This is a genomic window from Niveibacterium sp. (assembly GCF_041909475.1).
GTDB lineage: Bacteria > Pseudomonadota > Gammaproteobacteria > Burkholderiales > Rhodocyclaceae > Niveibacterium.
This window is the reverse complement of record NZ_JAYRDJ010000050.1, coordinates 1-20,644: the sequence shown is the minus strand read 5'-3', so window position 1 is coordinate 20,644 and position 20,644 is coordinate 1. Positions and strand designations below refer to the sequence as shown.

The window sequence follows — 20,644 nt, the reverse complement described above, 5'->3', positions numbered from 1 at the left end:
AACTTTGGCGAAATCAACCTGATTCTCGACCAACTGATCGGTGTGAAGCCGCCATGGTTTTCCGACCCGACTTTGGCAAAGGTGATGATCCTGATCGTCAATACTTGGCTCGGTTATCCCTACATGATGGTGCTGTGCCAAGGCCTGATTAAGTCGATTCCAGCGGATCTTTACGAGGCCTCCGCGTTGGCGGGTGCCGGTCCGCTCACCAACTTCTTCAAGATCACGATGCCGCTGATTCTGAAGCCGTTGATGCCATTGTTGATCTCGTCTTTCGCGTTCAACTTCAACAACTTTGTGCTGATCAGCCTGCTGACGAACGGCCGTCCGGACTTCCTCGATACGAAGATTCCGGCAGGTGAGACAGACATCCTCGTCTCCTACACCTACCGTATCGCGTTCGGTGATTCGGGGCAGCAGTTTGGTCTGGCCGCGGCAATTTCGACCGTCATCTTCATCATGGTTGCGATCCTCTCGATCATTAACCTGCGTTTGACCAAGGTGAATCAACAGGAAGCCCGCTGATCTCGGCGAACCGCAGGTCAAGAGGGGAGTCGTGCGCTGTGCTGACTCCCTGCTAACGAGTTGAAAGGTTTTTGGTATGGCTATCGTTCTGGATAAATCGCATCGCTGGCGTGTCGTGGTGGCTCACTTGGGGCTGATTGCGTTCATTTCGCTGTGCATGTTTCCGTTCTTGATGATTCTGTCGATCTCGCTTCGGCCGGGTAACTTCGCAGTTGGCAGCTTGATCCCCGCCCAAATCAGCTTCGAACACTGGAAGCTCGCGCTTGGCATTTCGTATCAGGCGGAAGACGGTTCACTGATTACGCCGCCATTCCCGGTGCTGCTCTGGCTGTGGAACTCAATCAAGATTGCATTGATTTCCGCATTCATCGCGGTGTTGCTGTCGACAACTGCTGCATATGCATTTGCTCGAATGAAATTCCGTGGCAAGAAGCACTGGATGACAGCACTTCTGCTCATGCAGATGTTCCCGACGGTGCTCGCGCTGATCGCAATCTTTTCGATCTTCGACTACCTCGGTAGCTATGTGAAATGGCTAGGTGTTGATAGCCATTGGGCTTTGATTCTTGCCTACGCCGGTGGTATTGCGCTGCATGTGTGGACCATCAAGGGCTACTACGACACCATTCCGGTGGAAATCGAGGAAGCAGCGGTCGTCGACGGTGCGACGCACTGGCAGGCGTTCAAGTACGTTCTGCTTCCGATGGCGAAGCCAATTCTGATGGTTGTATTCCTGCTGGCCTTCATTGGCGCAATCATCGAATACCCGGTTGCCTCCGTGCTTCTGCATCAAGAGGCCAACCTGACGCTTGCGGTGGGTTCGAAGCTGTTCTTGTATGAACAGAAGTATCTATGGGGCGATTTCGCGGCGGCCGCGATCTTGTCTGGTTTGCCCATCACCTTCGTGTTCCTGCTCAGTCAGCGCTGGATGGTCGGCGGTCTGACGGCTGGTGGCGTCAAGGGTTAAGAACTGTTTTGGTTTGATTCGATAAGAAGAGCGCCGACGTGACGGTGTAGCACCGTCGCGATTCGGCGCCTACGGATAGTCTCGCTGTGCGAAATGGATATCCCTGCTATGTACTTTCCACCGGAGGACAACCCATGACTACAAAGCGTTTTTTTCTGAAGGCCGTTACTGCACTGGCTCTGGGCGTGGCAGCGATGCCGATTTTCGCGGCGGATGCTTCTGATCCGGCCGAAGGTCAGATCGCGATCAACTACTTCCGCCCGGATGGCAACTATGCCGGCTGGGGTCTGCATGCATGGATCGGCAACCCTGGTCAGCCGGGTACGCCGATTGATGGTGTGGACTGGTTTGGTCCGCTGAAGCCGAAGGGCAAGACGGACGATGCCGGCGTGTACTGGCACGTTCCGCTGTCGGCGTTTGGTAAGAGCGGCTTCGTGAACTACATCATTCACAAGGGCGATACCAAAGAGCAGGGCGGGAAAGATCAGCGCTTCGACGGCAACACCATCAAGCAAATCTGGGTGAATGCTGGCGACAAGGCGATCTACACGTCCAAGGAAGAAGCAATCAAGGCTCGCCAGGCAATGTAATTTGCGTGTGCGACGATCCGCCGCCCTTTGAGGCGGCGGATTTTATTTGGTCCCCGCGAGGCCGTTATGCGCCAGATCTTTGCGATCTTTGTTGCTTTTGGATGTGTCCTGAGTAGTCAGTGTTTCGCGGCATCGGAGTTCGCGGACAATCCGATTGTCTATTTCCTCGTTACGGATCGCTTCAAGAACGGCAATCCGGATAACGACGGCAGCTACGGTCGCAAGAGAGACGGCCTGAACGAAATCGGCACCTTTCATGGCGGGGATCTTGCCGGCGTTACCGAGCGGCTCAAGTCTGGCTGGTTTTCGGCGCTAGGCGTCAATGCAATATGGGTAACTGCACCGTACGAACAGATTCACGGTTGGGTGGTTGGTGGGAACCAGGAGTTTAAGCACTACTCCTACCACGGCTATTACGCGACCGATTTCACCGTGTTGGATCGCAACATGGGTACCCCGGATGAATTGCGCGAAATGATCGATACCGCGCATGCACAGGGTATTCGGGTGGTGTTCGATGTTGTCATGAATCACCCGGGCTATCTCGATATCCAGAGCGCCCTCGATTTTCGTATCCCCGTTCTTTGGCGCGGCGCGGATAAGGCCGGCCTGCGTGATTACCACGAGTTTATCGACTACAACGCCGATAAGAAGAAGTGGGCTCAATGGTGGGGGGGCGCCTGGGTACGAGCCGGATTGCCCGGCTACGCGCCAGAGGGCAGCGACGATTACACGAAACAACTCGCCTATTTGCCGGACTTCCGCACTGAAAGCACGGAGAAGGTTGATCTTCCCCCGTTTCTTAAAGCGAAACGCGATACGCAGGCTAAGACGCTCGCGAATGCGACCGTCCGCGACTATTTGGTAACCTGGCTTACCAATTGGGTCCGGGATTACGGTGTGGACGGATTCCGATGTGACACCGTCAAGCATGTAGAACCGGCTGCATGGAAGCGGCTCAAGTCCGATGCGGTAAAGGCGCTGGCGGAGTGGAAGTCGAAGAACCCGACGAAGAAAATTGACGATCAGCCATTCTGGATGGTCGGCGAGTACTGGGGGCACGGCGTCGAAAAGAGCGCGCTGTACGCCAATGGTTTTGACGCCATGATCAATTTCGATTTTCAGGATCGCGCGGCGAACCTTCGCGATCTCGACAGCGTCTATCGAGACTACGCTGCGAAGCTGGCAGGTGATCCGGGCTATAACGTGCTTTCGTATATTTCATCTCACGATACGAAGCTCTTTCCCCGCGGCCGCTTGATCGATGGCGGCACGGCGCTCTTGCTGGCGCCGGGCGGGGTGCAGATATTCTATGGTGACGAAACAGCCCGTCCGCCGGGTCCGTTCACCAATTCCGATCCGCAGCAGGCTACGCGTTCCGACATGAATTGGAATGCGATCAATGATTCCGTGCTCGCGCATTGGACGAAGCTAACTCAGTTCCGCGCTCGCCACCCTGCTGTCGCACGCGGTCGGCATGCAAGGCTTTCTGCCAGTCCCTACGTGTTTTCGCGAGTTGCGGCTGATGGCAGCGATCGTATCGTTGCGGCGATTGGCGTAAACGGCGAACAGGAGCTTTCCGTTGGCGATGTATTTGCCAATGGGGTTGGCTTGCGCGATGCCTATACAGGACGTGAAGTGACGGTGAGTGGGGGCAAGGTGAAAGTGTTGGGCGAGGGCGTGGTGCTGTTGGAGGCGAGGCCATGATTGCGTCCCGCCATGTCGGGAAGATCTCTCCGATCGTGCTTGGAACCTGGCGCTTCCAGGAATGGTCGATGACAGCGGCGGAAATGGCCGCTTTTGTCGAAGGTGCGGCTGAGGTCGGGGTGACGACAGTCGACACAGCGGATATCTACGGCGATTACCAGGGCGAAGCGGCACTTGGTGATGCGCTCCGGCGTTCTCCCGGCCTGCGCGATCGCCTGCAACTGGTTACCAAGTGCGGAATCCGCCTGAAGTCGGCCCGCTGGCCGGATCTGCGCGTCAAGCATTACGACTGTTCGCGTGGCTACATTGCCGCGCAGGTTGAGAACTCGCTCAGATCGCTTTCGACCGATCGTATCGATCTCCTTCTCCTGCATCGCCCCGACCCGTTGCTGGATGCGGACGAGGTTGCCGAGGCGTTCTGCGCGCTGAAGCAATCGGGCAAGGTCAGGACCTTTGGTGTCTCGAATTATCATCCTCACCAACTCGAGCTGCTGCAATCGCGGTTACCGTTCCCCTTGGTGGTAAACCAGATTGAGCTCTCGCTGCTGCGTACCGACCCATTGGCGGATGGCACGCTCGATCAATGCCAGAAGATGCGGATTGTGCCAATGGCATGGTCACCGCTGGCGGCGGGACGGCTTTTCTCGCAAGGCGATGAGCGCGGGCTGGCCGTGGGCGAGGTTCTGCAGCGGATCGGGCGGGAGACGGGTTTGACACCGGAGCAGGTTGCGCTTGCGTGGCTGATGCGCCATCCGTCTGGTGTGGTGCCGGTTATCGGTACTGGCAAGCTTGAACGGGTTCGTTTGGCCATCGCCGCTGCCAACCACAGCCTTGATCGTCAGCATTGGTACGAGCTGCTTGAGGCTGCGATGGGTTGCGAGGTCGCATGATGGCTAGGGGGCCGCAGCGTGGTGTGACGCCGGCTTCGGTTGCCGGATTTGTGCCCATGCTCTCGCACCCCAAACCGTACCTAGATGGCCCGCGCTTGCTGGCGGACGTCGGCGCGACGAATGCACGGTTCGCCTTGGAGATGGCGCCCGGCGTCTTTGCGTCGATCGAAGTATTGCGGTGTGACGACTACGCCGGCCTGGTTGATGTGACCCGGGCCTACCTGCGCAAGGTTGGTGTGCTCCGCGTGAGTCACGCGGGCATTGCGATTGCCAATCCGATCGGCGGCGATCTGGTCCGAATGACCAATCGCGACTGGACTTTCTCTATCGATGAAGTGCGTCAGCGGCTCGACCTGACCACGTTGTTGGTCGTGAATGACTTCACCGCGCTCGCGATGGCCCTGCGGCATCTGAATGCCGACCAGCGCATGCAGGTTGGCGGTGGTGAACCTCAGCCAAACTCAGTCATCGGCTTGCTCGGGCCGGGCACCGGCCTTGGCGTGTCAGCACTGATCCCCACCGAGGATCGTTGGGTAACGCTGGGCAGTGAAGGCGGCCACACAAGTTTTGCGCCTAACGACGAGCGCGAGATGGATGTGCTGCGCTATTGCTGGCGTGAGTACCCCCACGTGTCTGGCGAGCGTCTGATTTCCGGGCCTGGCATCGAATTGACCTATCGCGCCTTGTCCGAGAGAGACGGCGTGCCGCCCTTGCCGCGCAAGGCCAAGGATATCGTTGAGGCCGCGCTCACTGGCAGTGATCCAGTGTGCGTGGAAACGCTCGATTGCTTCTGCGGCATGCTTGGCACGGTTGCATCCAACTTGGCGGTGACCTTGGGGGCGCTGGGTGGTATCTACATCGGTGGTGGCATCGTGCCGCGGCTCGGGCCACGCTTTCTGCACTCACCGTTCCGCGCGCGCTTCGAAGCAAAGGGGCGTTTTTCGGATTACCTGTCGCAGGTGCCGACCTACGTGATCACTGCGCCGTATCCGGCGTTCCACGGGGTTTCGGCCATCCTGGCTGATCACCTGCGTGGCCGCGCAACTGGCGACAGTTCGTTGCTGGACAAGATTCGCTCGGCGGGCCCGACCTTGTCGAAGGCCGAGCAGCGCGTCTCGCAGCTGGTGCTCGCGCGCCCCCGGACCGTGTTGAACGATCCGATCATCGAGATCGCTCGGCAGGCTGAGGTCAGTCAGCCAACTGTGATTCGCTTCTGCCGCTCACTTGGATTCGAGGGACTGTCCGATTTCAAGCTCAAGCTCGCTTCGGGTCTCACTGGCACCGTTCCGGTTCGTCACAGTCAGGTGAGGCATGGCGATTCGGCGCCCGACATTAGCGCCAAGGTGATGGAGAACACCGCATCGGCGATCTTGCGCTTGCGCGACACCATCAACGTCGCCGCGATTGAAGAGGCGACAACACTCTTGCGCCGCGCGCGCCGGATCGAGTTCTACGCGATCGGGAATGCGGCGGTGGTGGCGCTCGATGCACAGTTCAAGTTCTTCCGGTTCCGCGTGCCCTGTGTGGCGTATTCCGATACTCGCATGCAGATCCAGTCTGCCGAGTTGCTCGGGCCGGGCGATGTCGTCGTGGTGATTTCGACCTCAGGCCGGCCGGCGGATTTGCTGCGTTCGGTCGATGCCGCGATGGCTGCAGGTGCCGAGGTGATTGCGATCACCGCGAGCAAGAGTCCGCTGGCGCGGAAGGCGACGGTCAGTATCGGGCTCGACCATGTGGAAGACGGTCAAACCTTTATTTCGATGATTGCGCGGATACTGCAGTTGGTGGTGATCGACGTGCTCGCGGTGGGTGTCGCGCTGCAACGCGGCGCCGAGAATCCGGAACGTGCGATCAACGAGATTGCACAACATGACGACGAGCGGCCCTTCGAGCCGGAATCGTCGCGCTCGCGGATCTCGCACGTCACCGGATAGTTTCTGGCGAACACTGGCCTTGCCGGTGCTGCGCCGGCGCCGGTCAGATTTCCAGGTTGTCGATCAAACGGGTGTTGCCGAGCCGGGCTGCGGCGAGCACGACGAGCGGAGCGCCGACCTCGGCGGCCTGGAGATCCGCTTGCCGACGAATCGCAATGTAGTCAGGGCGCCAGCCCGCTTCATTCAGATGCGCGACCGCGGCGGCCTCGAGGGCGGCGAAATCATGGCGCCCTGCGCGCACGGATTCGGCGATGGCGGCGAGTTGGCGGTGCAGGCGCGGCGCCTCGGCGCGCTCGTCGGCACTCAGGTAGCCGTTGCGGGAGGAAAGGGCAAGCCCGTCCGCTGCCCGTACGGTGTCGCAACCAATGATCTCGATTGGCATGGCGAGTTCGCGCACCATGTTGCGGATCACCATGAGCTGCTGGTAGTCCTTCTTGCCAAACAACGCAACGTCCGGCTGCACGATATTGAATAGTTTGCAGACGACAGTCGCGACACCCTGAAAGTGCCCAGGGCGGCAAGCGCCTTCAAGAATGGCGTCCTGTGCCTGAGCGGGCTGCACGAAGTACTGCTGCGGCTGCGGGTACAGCTCGCGTTCGTCTGGCGCGAACAAGTGATCGACGCCGGCGTCGCGCAGCTTGGCGCAGTCCGCTTCGAAGGTGCGTGGGTACTTGTCGAAGTCTTCATTCGGACCGAATTGCAGTCGATTGACGAAGATGCTGGAGACAACCACGCCAGCGTGGTGGCGCGCTCGCTGCATCAGGCTGATGTGGCCCTCATGCAGGTTCCCCATGGTCGGGGCAAAGGCGACGTGGTCGGCGTTGATGAGCGCCTTGCGCAGGCTGGCAATCGTGGTGTGAACGTGCATGAAACCAAATCCCGTAAAACGAGGGCGCGAGGATGCCTCAGACTGCCGCGACAGGCAATCAGCGAATCCCCACAGCGGTAAGGATCCCCAAGCCGACAAAGAGCCCGCCGGTAGCACGGTCGAGCCAGCGCGTAAGGCGTTCGCGACGACGTAGCCAGCCGCCAAGCGGCGCCGCAGCCAGCGCGATGCCGCCGAAGACTATGGCGGCGACCACTGCGAAGAGCGCACCGAGCACCGCCAGCTGCAGCGGGGCCGGCCAGCCGTCCGCGCGGATGAACTGGGGCAGGAATGAGAGGAAGAACAAAGCTACTTTGGGGTTGATCGCATTGGCGATCAAGCCGCGGCGGAAATAGGGCAGGAAGCCCGCTTCAGCCGATGGGGTGTCGAGGTTGGCGAGCTGGGCGCCGCGAGAGCGCAAGGCCTGAACGCCGATCCAGACAAGGTAGGCTGCCCCGGCCAGTTGGAGCGCGCGAAACGCGAGCGGTGAGGCCGCTATCAGCGCGGACACGCCAAGCACTGCCAGCAGCGTGTGATTGAAGCAGCCGACTGCACAGCCCAGCGCAAAGCCGAGTGCCTCGCTGCGCCCGCGCGATACCCCAAGCGCCAGCACCCCCAAATTGTCGGGGCCCGGCGCGACAGCGAGCAGCAACGCGGCGCCAATGAAGAGCAGGATCTGGTCGGGGCTCATGCGGGCGCCAAGGCAGTTTCGACCAGCCTCACCCAGTAACTCGCACCGATCGGCAGGGCTTCGTCGTTGAAGTCGTAATTCGGGTTGTGCAAGGTACAGCCACCTTCACCGGGTCCGTTGCCGATCCACACGTAACAACCCGGCCGCGCCTGGGCGAAGTAGGCGAAATCTTCCGCACCCATGCTTGGGCGCAGATTGGCCAGTACGCCGGTCGCGCCGGCCACCTTGGCTGCGGCTTGTGCGCACACGGCCGCGGCCGCAGCATCGTTGATCGTCGGTGGGTAGCCGCGCCGATAGGTGTATTCGGCGCGAACGCCGTGGGCCGCCGCGATACCGTCGGTCACGACACCGATGGCATGTTCCAGGCGGTCGCGTTCATTGTGCGACAGGGCGCGCACGGTGCCCATCAGGTAGGCGCGATCCGGGATCGCGTTGTAGGCCTCGCCCGCATGAAACTGGGTAACGGATAGCACCGCAGGTTCGAGCGGATCGCGCGTTCGCGTGATAAGCGATTGCAGTGATTGCACCAGCGCCGCGCCCGCAACAATCGGGTCCAAGCCCTGCTGAGGCATGGCGGCGTGCGCGCCGCGGCCGTGCAGATGGATTTCCCATTGGTCTGAACTTGCCATCACCGGGCCGGGGAAGACGCCAAAGCTGCCGACTGGCAACCCTGGCCAGTTGTGCATGCCGAACACCATCTCGAACGGAAAGCGTTCAAGCAGGCCGTCCGCCAGCATCGCCGGCGCGCCACCTTCGCCTTCTTCGGCCGGTTGGAAGATCAGCACGACTGTGCCGTCGAAGTTGCGGTGCTTCGCCAGGTATTCGGCGGCGCCGAGCAGCATCGTGGTGTGACCATCATGGCCGCAGGCGTGCATGCGACCGGCGTGCCTTGAGCAATGCTCGAAGGTGTTGCGTTCGGTGATCGGGAGCGCATCCATGTCGGCGCGCAAGCCAATCGCCCGCGTGCTGCTCCCGGCACGGATGACGCCAACCACGCCGGTGCGGCCGATGCCACGATGTGTCTCGATCCCAAGCGCTTCCAGGTGTCTCGCGACCACATCACCGGTCCGGTGTTCGTCGAAAGCAAGTTCCGGATAAGCGTGGATATCGCGTCGAATGCGCGACAGCTCGCTTTGCCGTGCGCGGATGTCATCGATGATGTTCATCTCTCCGCCTCTTGTGAATGCACTCTGCTGGGGCGACAAGTCTAGCAGGGACCCGCACATGACGCCGTCGACGGCCCGCGGTGCGCGATCGTCCTGCTGTAAGGCTTGGTGGGATTGCGTGGGTAGTGGGCAATTCAATCAGAACGAGATAGCGGCGCCATGCGTTGCGTGACGTGTTTGGCGCATTGGATTTCCGCTTCTCGCGTCGCCCGAGGTCGCCGGGATATATTCCGATTCCATGGGCGGCGCAGCCGCCGGATCAGAGTGAGAGGGGGGGGCACATATGCGGAACTGGGCATTGGCCGTTGCAATGGCTACTTGCTGCACTGGCGTGCAGGCGAAGGATCTGTTCGAACTCGACGCCTTGGTGCGCGAGAGTGGGCAACAGGGCAAGGCTGGCTTTTCCGCCATCGGAGATCTGCTGGATGCCGTTTCGGCAAGCGGGTTGCAAGGCGTTGTCAGTACCTATACCGAGACCTCTGCTGCCGTGGCGACGCTCTACATCCGGGGCTTGCCAGCACAGGTGGAGTACGCATCCGGATCGCCGACGCTGAACTTTCGCGTGCCTTCACTCGGCATCAACCTGACCTTCGCCGGCGGCACCCGCAGCGCGAGTGAAGACCAGTTCGAAACCTGGATGAAGGGCGAGGGCGCCGACCTTCTGACACGGATGTTGAAAGAGCTCGCCCATGTTTCGCCTGTCGACCCGGTCGCTGGCAACCCTGGCAGCCTGATGGGGCAAATGGGTGCAGCCGACTTCTCGACGGCGGCCGACTCGGTGTTCGTCGACGACACAACGGGCAGTTCCATGGCTGGCAACAACTATGCGCTGGTCGGACTGGAGTTCGGGCGTTACAGCGCCGGAGGATTCTCGCAAAACGTCACCAAGTTACCGCTCGGCTGGACTTGGAACCTGGGCAACGGCTACCACTTCAAGCTGGAGGCGCCGCTGACCTACACCACGGTGGAAGGCGCCAAGGGCGGCAGCGCCGCACTGGGTGGCGCGCTCCGGGTACCGGTGCTCAAGGGTTGGGTGCTCACGCCGGCCTTGCGGGTTGGCGCGACCGGATCGTCCGACCTTGGCGCGGCCGCGGTGATGTATTCGGCCAGTCTTTCCAGTCGTTACGCGTTCGCGTTAGGGGACTGGCAGTTTGGTATCACCGACATGGTTGGTCTGTACCGAACGCAAAGCCTCAAGTACGGCGACTACGAGATCGACTACGACCTGTCGAACACCATGTTGCGCAACGGCATCGATGTGGGCAGCTCGCTACCATCGAGCTTGCTCGGCCGCCCGGCTGCATGGCGCGCCTGGATCATCGACACCCGCTATTCAGGTGATGCGCTGTATGTCGAGAAGTACCAGGAGTTCGGTATTGCAGCGAGCACTCGGGTGAATTTCGCGGGTGTCACGATCGAGCAATCCAGCCTTGGGGTTACTTACACTCGCGGCGACCACGATCTCAAGGGCTTTCGCCTGAACTTCGGCTACAAGTTCTGAGCTGATGCAAGGCTGCATGCGGCGCGCGCACCACGCAGTGCGCGCGCTATCCTTGCGGCCCTTGCCTTGCATAGTAGACCGCATGAGTCGCGTACTGATCGTTGATGACGAACCCGCCATTGCAGACACGCTGAGTTACGTGCTGCGCAGCGAGGGCCACGTTGTAGAGCAGGCGGAGAACGGGGCTGCGGCCTTGGCTCTGTTGCGCGATGCGCCGCCGGATCTTGCCCTGGTCGACATCGGCTTGCCGGACATCAGCGGTTTTGAACTTGTGCGTCGCCTGCGTGCCTTTTCGACGCTGCCGGTCATGTTCCTCACCGCGCGCAATGAGGAAATCGATCGTGTGATGGGCTTTGAACTGGGGGCTGATGATTACGTTGTAAAACCGTTCAGCCCGCGGGAGGTAGCGGGGCGGGTGCGGGCGATCCTGCGTCGCACGGCGGCTGGTGCCTCAGCGGTGGTAGCACCGGTCGGCGGTGGATTCACCTTGTTCGAACTCGAGGCGCGCATCGAATATCGCGGTCAGGCCTTGCCGCTGACGCGTTTCGAGTTCCGTCTGCTGGTCCATTTGCTAAGAGCGCCGCGGCGGGTGTTCTCGCGCGAGCAACTGCTCGACGCGGTTTGGGGCAACGACCGTGACAGCACCGACCGGACCGTCGATACCCACGTCAAGACCCTGCGCGCCAAACTACGCGAGGTCGCGCCCGACGCTGATCCGATTCAGACACATCGCGGACTCGGGTACTCGGTGCAAGCTTGAGCCTACCGCTACGTATTCTCGTCGGCTATTTCGTCATCGTCGGCCTCACGGGGCTGTTCGCGCTGATGATCGTCGTGCGCGAGGTCAAGCCGAGTATCCGGGAGACGATCGAAGAGTCGATGGTCGACACTGCGAACCTTCTGGCCGCGCTCGCGTCCGACGAATTACGCGACGGCACCCTTGCAAAGGGGCGCTTCGCCACCCAGGTTCGCGCCTACTCGCAACGGCAGGTCGATGCGCCGATCTGGCACTTCCGGAAAACATCGCTCGACTACCGCATCTACGTCACCGATGCGCACGGCATCGTGGTGTTCGATTCCGAAGGGCGAGCCGAAGGGCTGGATTACTCGCGTTGGATAGATGTCGCGCGCACGCTCAAGGGCGAATACGGTGCGCGCAGCACCCGCAGCGAACCCAATGACGACGCGAGCACAGTGTTCCACGTTGCTGCGCCGGTGATCGATGCGGGGCGCATCATTGGCGTGCTGACGGTTGCCAAGCCGATCGCCAGGGTGGACCCGATCATCGCGCGCAGCGAGAGCGTGATCACCCGCTACGGGCTGGCGCTTGTGGCGGCTTCGTTGGCGCTCGGTCTGTTCGTCACCGTCCGCCTCTCGTTCGCGGTCCGTCGCCTGCAGCGTTATGCGCGTGATGTTTCGGAAGGACTCCCCGCTGAGGTGCCGCGATCCGGCGCGCGGGAGCTTAACGATCTGGCGCAGGCGATGGCCACGATGCGGCGCAAGCTCGACGGCAAACTCTATGTCGAACGCTATGTTCAGGCGCTGACGCATGAGCTGAAGAGCCCGCTTGCCGCAATCCGTGGCGCATCGGAACTGCTCGCGGAAGCCGATCTCCCGGCGGCCGAGCGTGCGCGCTTCGCGCACAACGTGCATACACAGAGTGTGCGCATGCAGTCTGCAATCGACCGGCTGCTTCTGCTGTCGCGGCTTGAGGCGCGCGACCATACGCCCGATTTGCGGCGCCTGTCAGCGGGGGCGCTGCTCGACTCTTGTGTTGGCCCTCGCCGCGCCGTGGCCGAGCAGCGTGGCATCACGATCGAAGGGCCGGTGACCGAGTCTTCGCCTGAAATTTGCGGTGACGAAGCACTGCTAGGTTTCGCTATCGGCAACCTGATCGACAATGCGATCGACTTTTCGTCCGCTGGCGGTGTGGTGCGAATCACGCTGGACACCATCGGCACGCAGCTGGTGCTCTCGGTGCGGGACCACGGGCCGGGGATACCAGCTTACGCGCTGCCACGCGTCTTCGAACGCTTCTTCTCCTTACCCCGCCCCGACGGTAGCCGCTCAGGCAGCGGCCTGGGCCTTGCCGTTGCGCGCGAGGTGGCGAGTCTGCACGGTGGCAGCGTTGAGGTCGACAACGCAGAGGGCGGAGGCGTTCTCGCGCGCCTCACGCTGCCGCTGGCTTAGGACTGGCTCGCGGCCGTTTCGCTACGGCGTCGCCCAGCATGATTGGCGGGCGCGGCCACCCAACTTCACCTCGACTTCACACGCCCGACACCGTCCCCTCAGACGGGCTCCACGCCCAGCGCCGACACTGACGACCTCGTGTTCTGAACGGAGTCGATCATGAAGGCGTTTGTCTCGAAGTTTCTGATGCTTGCGGCGCTTGCCGCTGCGCTGGGTATCGCGATTGCCATGGTGCGGGGCGTGATGGAAGACCGTGGCCGTTATCGCGAAGAAACGCTGCGCACGGTCAGCCACAGCCTGGCCGGCCCCCAGGCGCTGGCCGGCGGGCTGTTGATCGTGCCGTACACCGAGCACTGGGTTGTGGTTAACCAGCGCGGTACACGGAAAGAAACGCGTGAGCCGATGAGTCAGGCCGGTGTGCTGTACGTGTTGCCAGAGACGCTCGATGTGAATGGCCAGCTCGTGCCCGATGTCCGCAAACGCGGTGTCTTCCGCGTCAACGGTTACGCCTTCTCGGGGGCGCTTAAGGGGGCGCTCCGAATGCCGTCGGCGGCATCGGTCAAGCGCAGCGTCGAGGGCAGCGAGATCCAGTTCGGCAGGCCCTCTCTTGTGCTCTCGGTGGCCAGCGCGCGTGGCTTGCGCGCCGTGCGCATGAACGCGGGTGGACATGCGCTGAACGTCACGCCAGGTACCGGCGTGAGCGGTTTGCCGGCGGGGGTGTCCGCCTTGCTCGCGAACGTGCCAGAACCGGGCAGCACGATTGACTTTGAAATCGTGGCGGAAGTTGCGGGCGCGCAGCGCCTGGATGTCATCCCGCTTGGCATGGAGAGCCGCCTCGTGTTGCATTCTGACTGGCCGCACCCTTCGTTCATCGGCGATTTTCTGCCGGCCGAGCGCGCCGTGCGCAGCAGTGGTTTCGATGCGGCATGGCGTACCAGCGCCGTGGCCAGTAACGCGCGCGCACAGTGGCTGGCCCACGCCGGTGCCGAGCCGTCCAGGCAGGGTGCCGTCGACACTGTCGCGCAGGACGACGGGCCGGCCGTTGCGCGCTCGGTTGCGGGCGTGGAGAGTTTTGCGGTCGCACTGGTGGACCCGGTCGATGCGTACGTGATGAGCGACCGTGCCACCAAGTACGCGCTACTGATCGTCGGCTGCACGCTCGCGCTTTTTGCAGTCTATGAACTGATCAAGGGCCTGCGGGTTCACCCGGTGCAGTACCTGCTGGTTGGCTTCGCGATGGTGCTGTTCTTCATGCTGCTGCTTGCGCTGTCCGAACACATCGGTTTCGACGCCGCGTACGGTGCCGCCTCGGTCGTGTGCGTCGGGCTGATCAGCTACTACGTGAGTGCCGCGCTCGGCAGCATGTGGCGAGCGAGCGGTTTTGCCCTGCTGTTGAGCGGGCTGTACGGCGCTCTGTACGGAATCCTGTGTTCGGAGCAGAACGCCTTGCTGCTTGGCACGCTGCTGCTGTTCGGTGTTTTGACCGGGGTGATGGTGCTGAGCCGGCGCGTTGATTGGAACGCGCTGCTGCAGCCAGCGTCCGCTGTAGCGGTTGCGGACGCCTGATCGTCGCCGGCGCGATTACTGGGAAGCATGGTGGTGTCGTTGGCTGCAAACAACGCAACCCACCCGGGGCGGAGCGGGCCTTGATGACTCCGTGTCCGGGCCGCCCACTACAAACAATAATTTGCCAAGCAAACGCTCGCTCAACTAATTTTCCTACCGGGGAATACGTTGGGGGAATCCGGGAGCATGAGCGAAGCATTCATTTTCGAGGCGATCCGCACGCCTCGTGGCAAGGGCAAGGCGGACGGCAGCCTGCATGAGGTCAAGCCGATCACGCTGACGGTCGGGTTGATGCAGGAGCTGGTCCGCCGCCACGGTTTTGACACCGCGCAGGTGGACGATGTCGTGATGGGCTGCGTGACGCCGGTGCTGGATCAGGGCGCGTGTCTGCCGAAGATCGCCGCGCTGGCCGCCGGCTGGGATTGGAACGCGGCTGGCGTGCAGATCAACCGCTTCTGCGCCTCTGGGCTGGAGGCGGTGAACCTCGCGGCGCAGAAGGTGCGCTCCGGCTGGGAGGACCTGGTCGTGGCCGGCGGCGTCGAGTCGATGTCACGGGTGCCGATGATGTCCGACGGTGGCGCCTGGGCGCTTGATGCAGAGACCAGTCTTGCGACGAACTTCGTGCCGCAGGGCGTCGGCGCTGACCTGATCGCGACGCTCGACGGCTACGACCGCGACACGGTGGATGCCTTCGCGCTCGCGTCGCAACAGCGGGCCGCCGCAGCGCGCGCGGCCGGCCATTTCGCGCGCTCGGTGGTGTCGGTGAGCGACCGGCTCGGGCAGGTGATTCTCGCCGAGGACGAGTTCATCAAGCCAGCGACCACCCGCGAGGCGCTGGCCAAACTCAAGCCCTCGTTCGAGGCCATGGGCGGCTTGGGCTTCGATGAATTGGTCAAGCGCCGCTATCCGCAGGTGGAACGGGTGCGGCATGTGCATACCCCCGGCAATTCGTCCGGCATCGTCGATGGCGCCGCACTGGTGCTGATCGGCAACGAAGCGGCGGCGAAGGCGAACGGGCTGACGCCGCGCGCCCGCATCGTCGCCACCGCGTTGGCGGGCGACGATCCGATGATCATGCTCACCGCGCCAGCGTTGGCGGCCCGCAAGGCGCTGGACCGCGCCGGACTGAGTGTTGAGGACATCGACCTCTTCGAGGTGAACGAGGCTTTTGCTGCAGTGCTGCTGCGCTTCATGCGCGCGATGGACGTGCCGCACGAGAAGGTGAACGTGAATGGCGGCGCGATTGCGTTGGGCCACCCGCTTGGCGCCACCGGCGCGATGTTGGTCGGCACGCTGCTCGACGAGCTGGAGCGCCGCAACCTGCGCCGTGGCCTGGTCACGCTGTGCGTGGGCGGCGGAATGGGTATCGCCACGATCATCGAACGGGTGTGAGCATGACGAATCTGCAGAGTTTCCGGATCGAGCGCGGTGAGGACGGTATCACCGTAGTCACCATCGACATGCCGGGGCAGGGCGCGAACACGATGAACGCCCGCTTCCAGGCGGACTTCATCGAACTCGTCGCACAGCTCGAAGCCGGGCGCGAGACGACCACCGGCATCATCCTGACCTCGGCGAAGAAGACCTTCTTCGCCGGCGGCGACCTTGAAGAGCTGATCGGCTACCAGCGCGACGACGCGCCGCGGGTGTTCGCAGCGGTCGAAGCGTTGAAGCACGCGATGCGCCGGCTCGAACGCATCGGTCGGCCGGTGGTCGCGGCGATCAACGGTGCCGCGCTGGGCGGTGGCTGGGAGCTGGCGCTCTGCGCGCATCAGCGCATCTGCACGGACGACGCGCGGATCGAGCTGGGCCTGCCCGAAGTCACGTTGGGTCTATTGCCGGGTGCCGGCGGCGTGGTGCGCATGGTGCGGCTGCTCGGCCTGCAGCGGGCAGCGCCCTACCTGCTGGAGGGGCAACGCTTCCGCCCGGCGGATGCGCTCGCGGCTGGGCTTGTGCAGCGTCTGGTGCCGGCCGGCGAGGATCTCGTCGCGGCGGCGCGTGCGCTGATCGCCGAATCGCCGGTCGCGCAACAGCCGTGGGACAAGGAAGGCTTCCGCATCCCCGGTGGCGGGCCGGAGAACCCGAAGACCGCGCAGATGATCTCGGTGGCGCCTGCCGCGCTACGGGCGAAGACGCGTAGCTGCTATCCGGCGCCCGAAGCGGTGCTGGCGGCGGCGGTGGATTCGACTCGGGTCGATGTCGATACCGCGTTGCGCATCGAAACCCGCTACTTCGTCGAGCTGGCGACCGGCCAGATCGCCAAGAACATGATCGGCACCTTGTGGTTCGGGCTGAATGAGATCAAGCGCGGCGCGCGCCGACCGCAGGGCGTGCCCGCCTGGCAGGCGAAAAAAGTGGGCGTGCTCGGTGCCGGCATGATGGGCGCCGGTATCGCGTGGGCGGCGGCAAGTCGCGGCATCGACACCGTGCTGCGCGATGTCACGCTCGAGCGTGCCGAGAAGGGCAAGGACTACTCGCGCAAGCTGCTCGACAAGCGCCTCGCCCGCGCTGCGACCACGCCGGAAAAGCGCGACGCCACGCTGGCCCGCATCACACCTGCGGCGGACGTTGCAGCGCTCGATGGCTGCGACCTGATCATCGAGGCGGTGTTCGAGCAACGCGCGCTGAAGAACACGGTCACCCGCGAAGCGGAGCCGATGCTCGCGCCCGGCGGCGTGTTTGCGTCGAACACCTCCACACTGCCGATCACCGGGCTGGCCGAGGCCGCCGCCGATCCGGCGCGCGTCATCGGCCTGCACTTCTTCTCGCCGGTCGACAAGATGCAGCTCGTGGAGATCATCAAGGGCGCGCGCACCTCGGCCGAGACGCTCGCCAAGGCTTATGACTTCGTGCAGCAGATCGGCAAGACGCCGATCGTCGTGAACGACTCGCGCGGCTTCTTCACCAGCCGGGTGTTCGGCACCTTCACCAACGAAGGCGCGGCGTTGCTCGCCGACGGCGTACCGGCCGCGGTGATCGAGAACCTCGCGCAGCAGGCGGGCATGCCGGTCGGGCCGCTGGCGGTGATGGACGAAGTGACGCTGTTGCTGATCCTTGCGGTTGCGGATCAAGCCGCACGCGATTGTGCCGAGGCGGGCCTGCCCTACACGCCACCCTCGGCGCTGGACGTGGTGCGGCGCCTGGCCGATGCCGGGCGCAGCGGCCGCAGCGCGGGGGCGGGCTTCTATGACTATCCCGCTGATCAGTCCAAGGCGCTGTGGTCGGGGCTGGGCGAAGCGTTCCCGGTGCGGCCCGAGGCTGTGCCGCTGGACGATGTGCGCGACCGCATCCTCTTCATCCAGGCGATCGAATCCGTGCGCTGCCTGGAGGAGGGCGTGCTCGAGTCGATCACCGAGGCCAATGTCGGCTCGATCTTCGGTATCGGCTTCCCGGCCTGGACTGGCGGGGTGATCCAGTTCATCAACGCGACCGGCGTGGCGGCCTTCTGCACGCGCGCCGAACAGCTGGCAGCGCGCTACGGCGAACGCTTTGCGCCGCCGGCGCTGCTGCGCGAAAAGACCGCCCGTGGCGAAGCCTTCCGCTGAATCCGCTTCGCCGCGCAAGCCGGGCCGCCCCAAGGCACCGCCGGGGCCGGACAACGGCCGCACGCGCATCGTGCGGGCGGCAGCGCGGCTCTTCCGCGAGAAGGGTTTCCGCGCCGCGACCGTGCGCGAGCTGGCCGAGGCCGCGGGCATGCAGTCCGGCAGCCTCTTTTACTTCTTCCGCAACAAGGAGGAGATCCTCGTCGCGGTGATGGAAGAGGGCATGGCCGATGTGCATGCCGCCGTGGCGGCTGCGCAGGCGAGCGGCGGCGTGCTGGCCGCTTTCCGGCTGATGGCGCAGCGGCATCTGGAAGGCATCCTCGATCGCGACGCCGACCACATGACGGTGATGCTCTACGAGACGCGCGCGCTGCCAGGGGCCGCTGAGCGGCATGTGCGCCAGCTGCGCCGCGACTACGAGGCGATGTGGGAGGCGCAGATCGATGCGCTGATCGCGGCTGGATGCTGGCGCAGCACCGAATCGCCGCGCCTTTCCCGCATGGCCTTGATGGGCGCGATGAACTGGGCTGTGCAATGGTTTCGGCCCGATCGCGGCGACACCATCGACGCGCTGGTCGACACGCTGGCGCAGTTGTTCCTGAAAGATTGAAAGCACCAACGCGGATGAGGCGGATGCATACGGATTGACGCGGATACTTGCGAAGGGCACCGCGGCGGCGCGACGTCCGGCGTTTGCGGTGCGGTCCGATCGTGTTCAGCCGCGTCATCGGCGAAACACGCGGCAAGGCTTTTCTCTTGTGAGGCGAAGATGGAAAACGCGTCAAACGGCCCGCTCGTGGGTGTGAGAGTCATCGAGATCGGCGGCATCGGCCCTGCGCCCTTCTGCGGCATGTTGCTGGCCGATATGGGCGCAGAGGTCGTGCTGCTCGAACGCAGCGGCGGCACGCTGGCGCGCCAGCTCTTCGGCGGCGGGCGTGAGACGGTGGCGAACCGCGGCAAGCGCTCGCTGGGTATCGACCTGAAGGCGCCCGGCGCGGCTGATGTGGTGCTGAAGCTACTGGAGCAGGCCGACGTGCTGATCGAAGGCTTTCGCCCCGGCGTGATGGAGCGGCTTGGGTTGGGGCCGGAGGTTTGCGCGCAACGCAACCCACGGCTGATCTACGCCCGCATGACCGGCTGGGGGCAGACCGGCCCGCTGGCGCCGCGCGCCGGGCACGATCTGAACTATGCCGCGCTGTCGGGCGCGCTGGATGCCGGTCGCTGGCACGGCGGCGCGCCCTGGGCGCCGCCTTCGCTGCTGGGCGACATGGGCGGCGGCGGCATGATGCTCGCGTTCGGCATCGCCTGCGCGCTGGTCGAAGCGCGCCACAGCGGCCGCGGGCAGGTGATCGACGCGGCGATGACCGAAGGCGCCGCGCTGCTCGCACATGGTCTCTACAACGTCCATGCCAAGCGCGAGCGCTATCCGGGCATCGAGCACATCCTCGATTCCACCGCGCCGTTCTACGACGTCTATGCCTGCGCGGACGGAAAGTGGCTGTCGGTCGCGCCGCTGGAGCCGCAGTTCTACGCGCTGATGCTGCAGGCGCTGGGCCTGGGGGACGACCCCGACTTTCCGGTGCTGGAGCAATACACCGCCGCGCACTGGCCGCGGATGCGCGAGCGCCTTGCGGCGATCTTCGCCGGCCAGCCACGCGAGCACTGGACGTCGATGTTTGCCGATTCGGACGCGTGTATCGCGCCGGTGCTCGACATGGACGAGGCGCCTGAGCACCCGCACTTGCAGGCGCGGGAGGCCTTCATCGAGGTGGCCGGCATCCGCCAGCCGGCACCCGCGCCGCGTCTCTCCGGCACGCCTGCCTCGGTGCGACGTGAACCGCCGCTGGCGGGCGAGCACACCTGTGAGCTGCTGCGCGAGGCGGGCTGGACGCAGCGAGACATCGACGCACTGCTCGCGACAGGCGTCATCGAACAACTTCCGGAGAACGTCGCATGACCCCGCTGCAGACCACGCCTTTGCCCTGGATGACCGAAGACATTTCGATGTTTCGCGACGCGGCGCGCCGCTACATCGAAGGCGAACTGGCGCCGCAGTGCGAGCGCTGGCGCAAGCAGGGCTTCGTCGATCGCGAGGTGTGGCGCCAGGTGGGCGCGATGGGGATGCTGCTGCCCGAACTGCCGGAGGAGTGGGGCGGCGCTGGCGGCAACCTGGCGCACCAGCTGGTGATGGTCGAGGAACTGGGCCGCGCCGAAGTACCGGTGAGCACCTCGGTGCACACGATTGCGGCGCACTACATCCTTGACTACGGCACTGACGAGCAGAAGCGCCGCTGGCTGCCTAGGCTCGCCAGCGGCGAGATGCTCGCTGGCATCGCGATGACCGAACCGGACGCCGGCAGCGACCTGCAGGGCATCCGAACGCGTGCCGTGCGCGACGGCGACGACTATGTGATCGACGGCGCCAAGACCTTTATCACCAACGGGGCTACTGCGCACCTTCTTGTGGTCGTGGTGCGCACCAGCGCCGAGAAGGGCGGCAAGGGCCTATC

Annotated in this window: 18 protein-coding genes; 15 read left to right on the top strand and 3 right to left on the bottom strand. The window is 63.6% G+C overall.

Features of this window, described 5'->3' with window-relative positions; all coding sequences use genetic code 11:
* From ACE3P0_RS20290 to ACE3P0_RS20265, 6 genes are all read left to right on the top strand, one after another.
* On the top strand, window positions 1-525 hold a 525-nt coding region (locus ACE3P0_RS20290), incomplete at its 5' end, for an ABC transporter permease subunit (RefSeq protein ID WP_374404620.1).
* Window positions 526-601: 76 nt separating this feature from the next.
* On the top strand, window positions 602-1,492 hold the full coding sequence (gene malG, locus ACE3P0_RS20285) for a maltose ABC transporter permease MalG (protein WP_172202972.1): 891 nt from the start codon (window positions 602-604) through the stop codon (window positions 1,490-1,492).
* A gap of 134 nt (window positions 1,493-1,626) precedes the next feature.
* A complete protein-coding gene (locus ACE3P0_RS20280; RefSeq protein ID WP_374404619.1) occupies window positions 1,627-2,082 on the top strand; it encodes a pullulanase-associated domain-containing protein in 456 nt (151 codons plus the stop codon).
* 66 nt (window positions 2,083-2,148) lie between these two features.
* The gene (locus tag ACE3P0_RS20275; protein ID WP_374404618.1) at window positions 2,149-3,789 is read left to right on the top strand and encodes an alpha-amylase family glycosyl hydrolase; all 1,641 of its coding nucleotides are present in this window, start codon (window positions 2,149-2,151) and stop codon (window positions 3,787-3,789) included.
* Window positions 3,786-4,679, top strand: coding sequence for an aldo/keto reductase family oxidoreductase (locus ACE3P0_RS20270; RefSeq protein ID WP_374404617.1), 894 nt, complete (start codon window positions 3,786-3,788; stop codon window positions 4,677-4,679). The genes ACE3P0_RS20275 and ACE3P0_RS20270 overlap by 4 nt, the downstream gene beginning before the upstream one ends.
* Before the next feature lie 56 nt (window positions 4,680-4,735).
* Window positions 4,736-6,613: a glucokinase gene (locus ACE3P0_RS20265; protein WP_374404616.1), complete on the top strand. Its 1,878-nt coding sequence runs from the start codon at window positions 4,736-4,738 to the stop codon at window positions 6,611-6,613.
* Between the two features lie 43 nt (window positions 6,614-6,656).
* On the opposite strand, the gene panC is transcribed toward ACE3P0_RS20265, so the two are convergent.
* Genes panC through ACE3P0_RS20250 form a run of 3 tightly spaced genes read right to left on the bottom strand, consistent with a single transcriptional unit; the run spans window position 6,657 to window position 9,335 of the window.
* Window positions 6,657-7,481 (bottom strand): pantoate--beta-alanine ligase, encoded by an 825-nt coding sequence (gene panC / locus ACE3P0_RS20260; RefSeq protein ID WP_374404615.1) that lies wholly within the window; start codon window positions 7,479-7,481, stop codon window positions 6,657-6,659.
* A gap of 58 nt (window positions 7,482-7,539) precedes the next feature.
* Window positions 7,540-8,169, bottom strand: coding sequence for a LysE family translocator (locus tag ACE3P0_RS20255; RefSeq protein ID WP_374404614.1), 630 nt, complete (start codon window positions 8,167-8,169; stop codon window positions 7,540-7,542).
* Window positions 8,166-9,335 carry a M20 aminoacylase family protein gene (locus ACE3P0_RS20250; RefSeq protein WP_374404613.1) on the bottom strand — a complete coding sequence of 390 codons (1,170 nt, stop codon included), beginning with the start codon at window positions 9,333-9,335 and terminating at the stop codon, window positions 8,166-8,168. The genes ACE3P0_RS20255 and ACE3P0_RS20250 overlap by 4 nt, the downstream gene beginning before the upstream one ends.
* A 310-nt stretch (window positions 9,336-9,645) precedes the next feature.
* Here ACE3P0_RS20250 and ACE3P0_RS20245 point away from each other — a divergent pair, with 310 nt between their 5' ends.
* From ACE3P0_RS20245 to ACE3P0_RS20205, 9 genes are all read left to right on the top strand, one after another.
* On the top strand, window positions 9,646-10,836 hold the full coding sequence (locus tag ACE3P0_RS20245) for a hypothetical protein (protein ID WP_374404612.1): 1,191 nt from the start codon (window positions 9,646-9,648) through the stop codon (window positions 10,834-10,836).
* Between the two features lie 82 nt (window positions 10,837-10,918).
* Complete coding sequence (gene creB, locus ACE3P0_RS20240; protein WP_374404611.1) at window positions 10,919-11,596, top strand: two-component system response regulator CreB; 678 nt, start codon at window positions 10,919-10,921, stop codon at window positions 11,594-11,596.
* The gene (gene creC / locus ACE3P0_RS20235) at window positions 11,593-13,026 is read left to right on the top strand and encodes a two-component system sensor histidine kinase CreC (protein ID WP_374404610.1); all 1,434 of its coding nucleotides are present in this window, start codon (window positions 11,593-11,595) and stop codon (window positions 13,024-13,026) included. The genes creB and creC overlap by 4 nt, the downstream gene beginning before the upstream one ends.
* 159 nt (window positions 13,027-13,185) lie before the next feature.
* Window positions 13,186-14,592 (top strand): cell envelope integrity protein CreD, encoded by a 1,407-nt coding sequence (gene creD, locus ACE3P0_RS20230; protein WP_374404609.1) that lies wholly within the window; start codon window positions 13,186-13,188, stop codon window positions 14,590-14,592.
* Between the two features lie 186 nt (window positions 14,593-14,778).
* The gene (locus ACE3P0_RS20225) at window positions 14,779-15,984 is read left to right on the top strand and encodes an acetyl-CoA C-acetyltransferase (RefSeq protein ID WP_374404608.1); all 1,206 of its coding nucleotides are present in this window, start codon (window positions 14,779-14,781) and stop codon (window positions 15,982-15,984) included.
* A gap of 2 nt (window positions 15,985-15,986) precedes the next feature.
* On the top strand, window positions 15,987-18,137 hold the full coding sequence (locus ACE3P0_RS20220) for a 3-hydroxyacyl-CoA dehydrogenase NAD-binding domain-containing protein (RefSeq protein WP_374404607.1): 2,151 nt from the start codon (window positions 15,987-15,989) through the stop codon (window positions 18,135-18,137).
* Complete coding sequence (locus ACE3P0_RS20215) at window positions 18,118-18,744, top strand: TetR/AcrR family transcriptional regulator (RefSeq protein ID WP_374404606.1); 627 nt, start codon at window positions 18,118-18,120, stop codon at window positions 18,742-18,744. Before ACE3P0_RS20220 ends, ACE3P0_RS20215 begins: the two co-directional genes overlap by 20 nt.
* A gap of 159 nt (window positions 18,745-18,903) precedes the next feature.
* Window positions 18,904-20,091 carry a CaiB/BaiF CoA transferase family protein gene (locus ACE3P0_RS20210; protein WP_374404605.1) on the top strand — a complete coding sequence of 396 codons (1,188 nt, stop codon included), beginning with the start codon at window positions 18,904-18,906 and terminating at the stop codon, window positions 20,089-20,091.
* Window positions 20,088-20,644, top strand: a 557-nt coding sequence (locus ACE3P0_RS20205) for an acyl-CoA dehydrogenase family protein (protein ID WP_374404604.1), incomplete at its 3' end; no start/stop codon positions are given. The genes ACE3P0_RS20210 and ACE3P0_RS20205, both read left to right, overlap by 4 nt.